This window comes from Pseudoxanthomonas sp. LjRoot204_2 (assembly GCF_056175765.1).
Map to the genome: position 1 here is coordinate 1 of NZ_JBGFFG010000104.1, position 9013 is coordinate 9013.

Sequence of the window (9013 nt, forward strand, 5' to 3'; positions counted from 1 at the left end):
GCAGAGCATTGCGCGCGAAGAGTTCACCGAGGCCCAGCGCCTGTCGGCGATCATCGAGAAGGCCGATCCGAAGGCGCCGGCCCTCCCACGCCTGCAGCAGAGCATCGCAGCGGCGCAGCAGGCGGTCGCGCAGCGCGCGGTCACCGACGAAGCCACCAAGACGAAGGCAGACGAGGACGCACGCCTGCGCGAGCAGCAGCGGTTGGCGCAGCAGGCCGAACAGCAGCGCGCCAGCGAAGCCGCCGCCGCCCAGCAGCTGGCCCAGCAGCAGGAAGCCGCGCGGGCCGAAGCCGCACGGCAGGAGACCGAACGCCAGGCCGCCGCGCAGCGTGAAGCCGCCGAACGCCAGGCCGCCGCCACGCGTGCGGCCGTACCCGCCGCCGCTCCGGCGCAGACCCTCCGCGCGGTCAGCACGCCGGCGCCGCGCTATCCGCCGGAAGCGCTGCGGTCGGGCACGCAGGGCGAGGTGCTGGTCGAGATCACCGTCGGCGTGGACGGATCGGTCACCAATGCCCGCGTCGTGCGCGCCACGCCGGCACGCGTATTCGACCGCGAAGCGCTGAATGCCGTGCGCCGCTGGCGCTTCGAGCCGCTCGATGCGCCGGTCACGACACGTCGCACGATCGGCTTCAGCCCAGGCGGTTGAGCATCGGTCGCCTGCGGTACGCGAACCACGTAAACGCCGGCCTCGCGCCGGCGTTTCCGTTTGCGGCGCATGTCGACTGACAAAAGACCTGCGGCACTGGACGCCACCAGGGACGACGATTACTGTGCCGCCGCCCGCGTGACGGGCGAACATCACAACAACACGGAAGGATTCCATGAAGCGATTCAATGTTGCCGGCGCGGTTGCGCTGGCGTGCCTGACCCTCTCCACCACCGCCGCCGCCACACAGGCAGGCCAGTGGTACGGCCGTGCCGAGATCGGCCACAGCGACCTGGAGATCGAGGTCGACGGCCTGACGGCCGACGATACCGACACCGCCTACAGCCTGCGCATAGGCCATTACGTCACCCCGCACTTCGCCGTCGAAGGGTTCTATTCGATCCTCGGCGACCGTTCCATCCAGGGTATTTCCTACGACATGGATGCGGTCGGCCTGGGCGTGGTGGGCAAGAAGGCGTTCGGTGCCGACAACACCGGCTTCTTCATCGCCGGGCGTGCGGGCGCGCAGAGCGTCAATTCGAAGCTGAGCGCCGACGGCGTGTCGTTGCGCGAACGATCCACCAAGCCGTACGTGGGCGTGGGCGTGGGTTACGACTTCGACCACAACAACGGCCTCAGCCTGAACTACGACTACAACAAGGGCGACCTGTTCAACGCCGACGTCACCGCCCAGACGCTGACGCTGGGCTACGAATACCGGTTCTGAGTCAAAAAAAACGGCCACCGCACGGTGGCCGTTTTCTCATCCGGCAGGGAGCGCCGCCGTCATCCCGCGACGGCGAGCTTCTCCTGGTGGTAACGGCGCACCGCCGCGTACCACAGCAGCGCGGCCACGCCGAATGCCGCCGCCACATAGACCAGCCAGGTCTGCGCGCTGATGTATTCGTTGCGGATGACCTTCAGCAGCAGCTGGTTCTGCGCCAGGAACGGCACGGCGAACTGCCAAAGCTGGCTCTTCAGCGGGTTCGCCATCAGCGCGAACGTCGGGATCATCGGCAGCAGCATCAACCACGTCATGTGGCTCTGGGCTTCCTTCATGCTCTTGGCCGACGCGGCCAGGTACGTGAGCAGCGAGGTGCCGATGAAGAGCATGGGCAGCAGGATCAGCAGCATCTTGCCCATCGACAGGAACGACACGTTCAACTGCCGGCCCAGCGTGCCCGCGAACTGCGCACTGAACTTGAACGCCAACAGCGTCAACAGCAGGGTGGTCAGGCCGATCACGCACGCGGCGGCGATCTTGCCGCTGACCACCGCGCTGCGTGGCGCGGGTGTCGCCAGCAGGGGTTCCAGCGATTGCCGTTCGCGCTCGCCGGCCGTCGCGTCCAGGATCAGGTACGCGCCACCGATGAACGAGGTGAGGATCAGCAGGTAGGGCAGCAGCACCGATAACAGCATGCCTTGCTTGGCTTCGGGCGTCGCCAGGTCCTGCATGCCGATGTTGACGGGTCGCGCCACCGACGCATCGACGCCGCGTGCCAGCAGGCGCAGCGCGCCGACCTGCTGCGCGTAAGCCGACAGGGCGGCGTTGACACGCTGCGTGGGGATATCGGCGTCGCGGCGCGTGCTGTCGCGGATGATCTCCACCAGCGCCGGACGCCCGTTCCGCCAGTCCTCCGCGTAAGCGGGACTGATCCGCAGCGCGACGTCGATCTCCTGCGACCGGATCGCGGCATCCAGGTTGTCCGGCGCCTTGGCGGGGGTGATGCCGTTGGTGGCGAGGAACTTCACCAGGTTCGGCGCATGCTCGGCGCCGACCATCGGAATCTCCAGGGTCTTGTCGACCTGCGTGCGGATGCGGTTCTCGGTCAGGTAGCCCATGCCGAGCATCAGCGCCGGATAGAGCAATGGCCCCAGGAACAACGCCAGAGCCAGCGTCCGGCGGTCGCGCGACAGATCGCGCAACTCCTTGCGCATCACGGTGAAAACAGTGCGGAACATGTTCATGCCAGCAGGCCCTCCTCCGAACCGATCACCTTGACGAAAGCATCCTCCAGGTTGTCCTCGCCCGCCTGCGCGCGCAGTTCGTCGGCGGTGCCGGCGGCGACCACGGTGCCCTTGGCGATGATGACGATGCGGTCGCACAGCGCCGCGACCTCCTGCATGATGTGGCTGGAGAAGATCACGCAGCGGCCTTCGTCGCGCAGCTGGTGCAGGAAGCTGCGCATCGCGCGCGTGGTCATCACGTCCAGGCCGTTGGTGGGTTCGTCGAGGATGACGTTGCGCGGGTCGTGCACCAGCGCCCGCGCGATCGCGGTCTTGGTGCGCTGGCCCTGGCTGAAACCTTCGGTCTGGCGATCGAGGATGTCGCCCATGTCCAGCGCATCCGACAACGCCCGGGTACGTTCGGCGATCTGCTTCGACGACAGTCCGTGCAGCTCGCCGAAGTAGGCGATGTTCTCGCGTGCGGTCAGGCGCTTGTACACGCCGCGCGCGTCGGGCAGCACGCCCAGTGCGCGGCGCACGGCGACGGGGTCCTGCGCGGTGTCGATGCCGTCGACCTTGACTTCGCCGCGATCAGGCGTCATCAGCGTGTACAGCATGCGCATGGTGGTGGTCTTGCCGGCGCCGTTGGGGCCGAGCAGGCCGGTGATCTGGCCGTCGTGGGCGGTGAAGCTGACGCCGTCCACGGCGGTGACTGTGCCGGTCTTGGTCTTGAAGGACTTGTGCAGGTCGTTGGCGATGATCATTCGGTCATGTCCATTGAAATGAAGTGGCGCGCGGTGGCGCGGCTCACGGTTCCCAGCCATTGAAGCTGGTGAAGGGAGGTACGTAATCGAGGCTGTCCAGGCATGTCGCGTCCAGGCCCTTGGCATCGGCGGTCTCCAGGAAGCGGCCCAGCAACTTGGGCATGCAGCCGACCGCGAACGTGCCGTGGCCCTGGCCCTTCAGCACCAAGTGGCGGCCGTTCGACAGCGTGCGCAGCACCTGCTCGCCGTAGCGCGGCGGGGTGACCGGATCCAGCTCGCCCGACGCGATGAGCGTGGGGATGTCGGAGTTCCAGGCGGTGTGGAAGTCCGCCGGCCGCTTGCCCGTGGGCCACGCCGTGCACTGCGTCTTCAGGGTGTCGCCGAGCAGGCTGCCGAGGACCGTGTCCGCATCCGCCGGATCGGCCTTCAGCAGGTCCGCGTCTTCGGCGCAGATCACCGACAGCTGCATGCCGTGCATGAACTGGTCGCCCACCTGGGTCTCCAGCAGCTTCGACAGCGACATCAGCGAGCCGTAGCGGCCCTGCTGCGCCTCGTTCAACACCAGCGGCAGCAGGGCAGCGCCCTGCGGGTAGTACGAGTACATGCGGGTGATGCCGGCGACGGCGCCCGCGGTGACCTCACCGGTGACGAGCTCGCCGGTGGACGGGTCGCGGTACTCGGTGCTCACCGGCGCGGCGGCCAGGCGCGTCATCAGTGCGCGCAGCTGCCCGCGCAGGTCGTCGCCGAAGCGCTCCTTGCAGGTCGGCGTCGCCTGGCAGCGCTGGAACTGCAGCGCCAGCGCAGCGTCCAGGTTGCGGGCGTGCTCGCTGCCCAGCACCAGTTCGTTCGGTACCACGCCGTCGATCACCACGCTGCGCGTGCTGTCGGGGTGACGCATGGCGTACTGCTGCGCCACGCGCGTACCGTACGAACCGCCGACCAGGTTGATCTTCGTGGCACCCAGCGCCTTGCGTACGCTGTCCAGGTCGCGCACCGCATCCGTGGTGGTGTAGAAGCGCGGGTCGGCCTTCAGCGACGCCGCACAGGCACGGGCGAACGCGGCCGCCGATGCCTCGCTCATGTCCTCCGGATCGCCGTAGGCGTTGCGGCCTTCGTCATCCTTGCAGGACAGCGGATTCGACTTGCCGGTACCGCGCTGGTCGACCAGCACGATGTGGCGCGACTTGCGCACCTCGCGGAAAGCCGCGTCGATCGACGGCCAGACCTGCACGGCCGACTGCCCCGGACCGCCGGCGAGGAAGAACACCGGGTCTTCGGTCGCCGCGCCCTCGTTGGTGGCCGGCAGCCACGCGATGTTCAACGCGACCTTGCGGCCCTCTGGCCTGGCCGGATCCTCGGCCACCTCGTACGTCGTGCATTGCGCTTCCACCGTCGTGGTGAGGTAGGGCGCGGTGAGCGTGCAGGGCGTGAAAGCCAGCGCGCCGTAGTGGCGAACGGCCTGCTGGTCGGGGCCCGGGGCCGCGCCGTTGCAGCCGGCGAGTATCAGGGCGCCCAGGGCTGGCGCGAGTGTTCGACGAAACTGGAATTCCATGTATCTGTCCCGTTGTAGGCTGGTTCCAGCATGCCATGACGACGTGGCAGGCCGGATGTGACCAAAGAAACGGGACGGCGTGCCGGGAAGCCCGGCATCGCGACGGGCTACTTGCTGCTGACGTACTTCTCGCGACGGATCTGGGGAACCGGCAGGCCGTGTTCCTTCAACGCCTCGAAGCAGGCGTCCACCATGTTGGGGTTGCCGCACAGATAGGCGATATCGCGCGCCGCATCGGGAGCGAACTCGGGCAGGAACTGCTGCACGTAGCCCTGGCGCACATCGGGATGGGGGTCGTCGGGCAGCTCGCGGGAGAAGCAGGGCACGAAGCGGAAGCCGGGATGCGCATCGGCGAAGGCCCGGAACTCGTCGCCGTACAGCAACTCGGCCGGCGTCCGTGCACCCTGCAGCAGCACGACCTCGACGCCGCGCTCGGCCATCAGGGCTTCCAGCTGCGGCAGCATCGAGCGGTAAGGCGTGACGCCGGTACCCGTGGCGATCAGCAGGTAGCGCGCGTTGCGGTCGCCGGGCATGAGGCAGAAGCGGCCGAACGGGCCGCTGGCTTCCACGTGTCCGCCTTCAGGCAGGCCCTCGAACAAGGCAGTGGCCGCACCGCCCGGCACGTAACTCACTGCGATCTCCACCGCGTCGCCCGGGCCCATCGCATGGTCGTGGATCGTCGCCAGCGAATAGCTGCGCTTGGTCGCGGTGCCATCGGCATAGGCGAAATGCACCTGGATGAACTGGCCGGGGATGAAATCCAATGGCTGCCCGTCGTCGCGGACGAAACTGTAGTGGCCGACGCTGGGCGCCAGCATGCGGCGTCCGACGAGCTTCAAAGGGAAATGCACGATCGCCAAGGCGGCTGGAACACTGTGTGGCCCGGGTCGGCCCCGGCGGGACGCCTATAATAAGCGCTCGCATCCCCCCGGGCGCCGTCGCGGCGCCACAAGGTATCCCATGGCGTCCACGACAACGGCTCCGGCGGCGGTTCCCGCGCTGGCCATCACCGACCTGCGCAAGGTCTACGACACCGGCGTGCAGGCCCTCAAGGGCGTCTCGCTGCAGGTCGAACCCGGCGATTTCTTCGCCCTGCTCGGGCCGAACGGCGCCGGCAAGTCCACCCTGATCGGCATCGTCAGCTCGCTGGTCAACAAGAGCAGCGGCCAGGTCGGCGTGTTCGGCGTCGACATCGACCGGGACCGCGACGGCGCGATGCGCCTGCTCGGACTGGTGCCGCAGGAAATCAACTTCAACATGTTCGAGAAGCCGCTCGACATCTGCGTGAACTACGCCGGGTTCTACGGCATCCCGCGCGCCGAAGCGCTGGTGCGTGCGGAAGAGGAACTCAAGCGGGCGCAGCTGTGGGAGAAGGCCAGCGTGATGAGCCGCACGCTGTCCGGCGGCATGAAGCGCCGGCTGATGATCGCGCGCGCCATGATGACCCGGCCGAAGCTCCTCATCCTCGACGAGCCCACCGCCGGCGTGGACATCGAGATCCGCCGCGGCATGTGGAAGACGCTGAAGGACATCAACGCCGCCGGCACCACCATCATCCTCACCACGCACTACCTGGAAGAAGCCGAGAGCCTCTGCCGCAACCTGGCCATCATCGACCGCGGCGTGATCGTGGAGCAGGGCCCGATGCGCACGCTGCTCGCCAAGCTGGACGTGGAAGGATTCCTGTTCGACATCGACGGCGACCTGCCGGCCCAGCTGCCGGTGATCGAGGGCACCACGCTGACGGCCACCGACGGCCACACGCTGGACCTCGACATGCCGCGTGCGATGGACCTCAACCGCGTGTTCGCCGCGCTCAACGACGCCGGCATCCGCGTGCGCTCGATGCGCACCAAGAGCAACCGCCTCGAGGAACTGTTCGTGCGCATGACCGGCAATGGCGATGGCACCAAGGAGAAGGCGGCATGAGTTCCCCGAACATGGTCGCGCTGGGCACCATCGTCCGCCGCGAAGTCGCCCGCATCCTGCGCATCTGGGGCCAGACCCTGGTGCCGCCGGCCATCACCATGACGCTGTACTTCCTGATCTTCGGCGGCCTGATCGGCCGCCAGATCGGCGACATGGGCGGTTATACCTACATGGAGTTCATCGTGCCGGGCCTGGTGATGATGAGCATCATCCAGAACAGCTACGGCAACATCTCCTCCTCGTTCTTCGGCGCCAAGTTCGGCCGACACGTCGAGGAGCTGCTGGTCAGCCCGATGCCTAACTGGGTGATCCTGCTCGGCTACGTGGCCGGTGCGGTGCTGCGCGGCCTGCTGGTCGGCGCCATCGTGCTGGTGATCGCGATGTTCTTCACCAAGGTGCGCATCCCGCACCCGCTGGTGACCATCACCACGGTGCTGCTGGGCGCGACGATCTTCTCGCTGGCCGGTTTCGTCAATGCGGCCTATGCGAAGAAGTTCGACGACATCGCCATCGTGCCGACCTTCATCCTCACCCCGCTGACCTACCTGGGCGGCGTGTTCTATTCGGTGACGCTGCTGCCGCCGTGGGCGGAAGCGCTGACCCACGCGAACCCGATCTTCTACATGGTCAACGCGTTCCGCTACGGCCTGCTCGGCACCAGCGACGTGCCGCTGTGGATTGCTTATGCGCTGATGCTGGCGTTCGTGGTCGGTCTGGGCGCGCTGGGGCTGTGGCTGCTGAAGAAGGGCGTGGGGCTGCGCAGCTGATGCGCCTGCTCGTACTTGGCGCCGGCGGCACCGGCGGCTATTTCGGCGGCCGGCTGGCGCAGGCCGGGATCGACGTCAGCTTCCTGGTGCGTCCCGCGCGCGCGGCGCTGATGCGCGAACGCGGCCTGCGCATCCGCAGCCCGCTGGGCGATGCGGATGTTCCCGCCCAGGTCATCACGGCTGAAGAACTCCGTGATGTCGCGCCGTTCGACCTGATCCTGCTGAGCTGCAAGGCCTACGACCTTGACAGTGCGCTGGACGCCATCGCTCCTGCGGTCGACGCGGGGGCGCGTGTGGTGCCGCTGCTCAACGGGCTGCGCCACTACGAACCGCTCGACGCGCGCTTCGGCTTCGATAACGTGCTCGGTGGGCTGTGCTTCATCAGCGCCACGCTGGGCCCCGACGGCGACATCCTGCACCTCGGCAAACCCGCATCGATGACCTTTGGCGAACGCGACGGGCAGGCATCGGAGGACCGTCTGAAGGCGCTCGCGGCCGCCTGCGCGCAGGCGGCCATCGATCACCTGTACACGCCGGACATCGCGCAGGCGCAGTGGGTGAAGTACAGCTTCCTGACCGCGCTGGCCGCCGGCACCTGCCTGATGCGCGCGCCGATCGGCACGATCGTGGCGTGCGAAGGTGGCGTGGACTTCATGACGGCATTGCACGAGGAATGCCTGGCGGTCGCCGCGGCGTCGGGCCGGCCGGTGCCGCCGTCTGCCCAGGCATCGGCGCGCGAAACGCTGACGGCCCCCGATTCGCCGCTGAAGGCGTCCATGCTGCGTGACCTGGAAGCGGGCCAGCGCATCGAGGCTTCTCATATCGTCGGCGACATGGTGCGTCGTGCGCGGTCCGACAGTGTCGACGTGCCGCGACTGCAGACCGCGTGGGTCGCGCTGCAGGCCTACGAACAGCAACGCGACGCATGAGCCCGGACGCGCCGCCGCCCTGGTTGCGGCGGCTGGTCGTGCTCGGCATGGGTTACACGGGTACGCGTTTCGCGCAGCGCCTGCGGGCGCACGGCGTGCGCTGCGTGGGAACGACACGCACGCCCGACCCCGAAGACCCGATGCGCCACCGTTTCGATGGCCGGCTGCCGGTCGATCCCCGCCTGCTGGATGCGCTGGCGCAGGCCGACGCCATCCTCGGCTCGATGCCGGCCGGTGCGGACGGCGATCCCGCGCTGCCGTTGCTCGCCGATGCGCTGGCCTCGAACGAACGGCTGCGCTGGTCGGGCTATCTCTCCTCGACCGGCGTGTATGCGGACCGGCAGGGCGGCATCGTCGACGCGGCATCCGTCGCCGACGGCACCGATGCCACCGCGCGCATGCGGCTGACAGCGGAACGGCAATGGCGTGAACTCGCGCGGCGACGCGGCATCCCCTGCGGCGTGTTCCGGCTCGCGGGC

Annotated in this window: 10 protein-coding genes; 6 read left to right on the forward strand and 4 right to left on the reverse strand. The window is 68.0% G+C overall.

Features of this window, described 5'->3' with window-relative positions; genetic code table 11:
* Together AC04L7_RS06855 and AC04L7_RS06860 are read left to right on the forward strand one after the other, a co-directional pair.
* The coding region (locus tag AC04L7_RS06855; protein WP_475512733.1) for an energy transducer TonB at nt 1-646 on the forward strand (646 nt) is incomplete at its 5' end.
* 175 nt (nt 647-821) lie between these two features.
* Nucleotides 822-1373, forward strand: a complete 552-nt coding sequence (locus tag AC04L7_RS06860) for a porin family protein (RefSeq protein ID WP_436000886.1) — start codon at nt 822-824, stop codon at nt 1371-1373.
* Between the two features lie 59 nt (nt 1374-1432).
* Here the strand turns inward: AC04L7_RS06860 and AC04L7_RS06865 are convergent, their stop codons facing one another.
* From AC04L7_RS06865 to AC04L7_RS06880, 4 genes are all read right to left on the reverse strand, one after another.
* Nucleotides 1433-2614 (reverse strand): ABC transporter permease, encoded by a 1182-nt coding sequence (locus tag AC04L7_RS06865; protein ID WP_296278720.1) that lies wholly within the window; start codon nt 2612-2614, stop codon nt 1433-1435.
* A complete protein-coding gene (locus tag AC04L7_RS06870; RefSeq protein WP_296278721.1) occupies nt 2611-3357 on the reverse strand; it encodes an ABC transporter ATP-binding protein in 747 nt (248 codons plus the stop codon). Before AC04L7_RS06870 ends, AC04L7_RS06865 begins: the two co-directional genes overlap by 4 nt.
* A 43-nt stretch (nt 3358-3400) precedes the next feature.
* Nucleotides 3401-4909 (reverse strand): alpha/beta fold hydrolase, encoded by a 1509-nt coding sequence (locus AC04L7_RS06875; protein WP_436000883.1) that lies wholly within the window; start codon nt 4907-4909, stop codon nt 3401-3403.
* Nucleotides 4910-5016: 107 nt separating this feature from the next.
* On the reverse strand, nt 5017-5769 hold the full coding sequence (locus AC04L7_RS06880; RefSeq protein ID WP_299344675.1) for a ferredoxin--NADP reductase: 753 nt from the start codon (nt 5767-5769) through the stop codon (nt 5017-5019).
* 100 nt (nt 5770-5869) lie between these two features.
* Between AC04L7_RS06880 and AC04L7_RS06885 the strand changes: the two genes are divergently transcribed.
* From AC04L7_RS06885 to AC04L7_RS06900, 4 genes are all read left to right on the forward strand, one after another.
* The gene (locus AC04L7_RS06885) at nt 5870-6838 is read left to right on the forward strand and encodes an ABC transporter ATP-binding protein (protein ID WP_296278724.1); all 969 of its coding nucleotides are present in this window, start codon (nt 5870-5872) and stop codon (nt 6836-6838) included.
* A complete protein-coding gene (locus AC04L7_RS06890; protein WP_296278725.1) occupies nt 6835-7605 on the forward strand; it encodes an ABC transporter permease in 771 nt (256 codons plus the stop codon). The genes AC04L7_RS06885 and AC04L7_RS06890 overlap by 4 nt, the downstream gene beginning before the upstream one ends.
* Nucleotides 7605-8534, forward strand: a complete 930-nt coding sequence (gene panE, locus AC04L7_RS06895; RefSeq protein ID WP_436000880.1) for a 2-dehydropantoate 2-reductase — start codon at nt 7605-7607, stop codon at nt 8532-8534. The genes AC04L7_RS06890 and panE overlap by 1 nt, the downstream gene beginning before the upstream one ends.
* On the forward strand, nt 8531-9013 hold a 483-nt coding region (locus AC04L7_RS06900), incomplete at its 3' end, for a Rossmann-fold NAD(P)-binding domain-containing protein (RefSeq protein WP_475512734.1). The genes panE and AC04L7_RS06900, both read left to right, overlap by 4 nt.

Bases quoted from the DNA above. Each gene is read 5' to 3' on its own strand.
- AC04L7_RS06865 (WP_296278720.1), bottom strand. From the start codon at position 2,614: ATGAACATGTTCCGCACTGTTTTCACCGTGATGCGCAAGGAGTTGCGC.
- AC04L7_RS06860 (WP_436000886.1), top strand. From the start codon at position 822: ATGAAGCGATTCAATGTTGCCGGCGCGGTTGCGCTGGCGTGCCTGACC.
- AC04L7_RS06875 (WP_436000883.1), bottom strand. From the start codon at position 4,909: ATGGAATTCCAGTTTCGTCGAACACTCGCGCCAGCCCTGGGCGCCCTG.
- AC04L7_RS06890 (WP_296278725.1), top strand. From the start codon at position 6,835: ATGAGTTCCCCGAACATGGTCGCGCTGGGCACCATCGTCCGCCGCGAA.
- AC04L7_RS06870 (WP_296278721.1), bottom strand. From the start codon at position 3,357: ATGATCATCGCCAACGACCTGCACAAGTCCTTCAAGACCAAGACCGGC.
- panE (WP_436000880.1), top strand. From the start codon at position 7,605: ATGCGCCTGCTCGTACTTGGCGCCGGCGGCACCGGCGGCTATTTCGGC.
- AC04L7_RS06885 (WP_296278724.1), top strand. From the start codon at position 5,870: ATGGCGTCCACGACAACGGCTCCGGCGGCGGTTCCCGCGCTGGCCATC.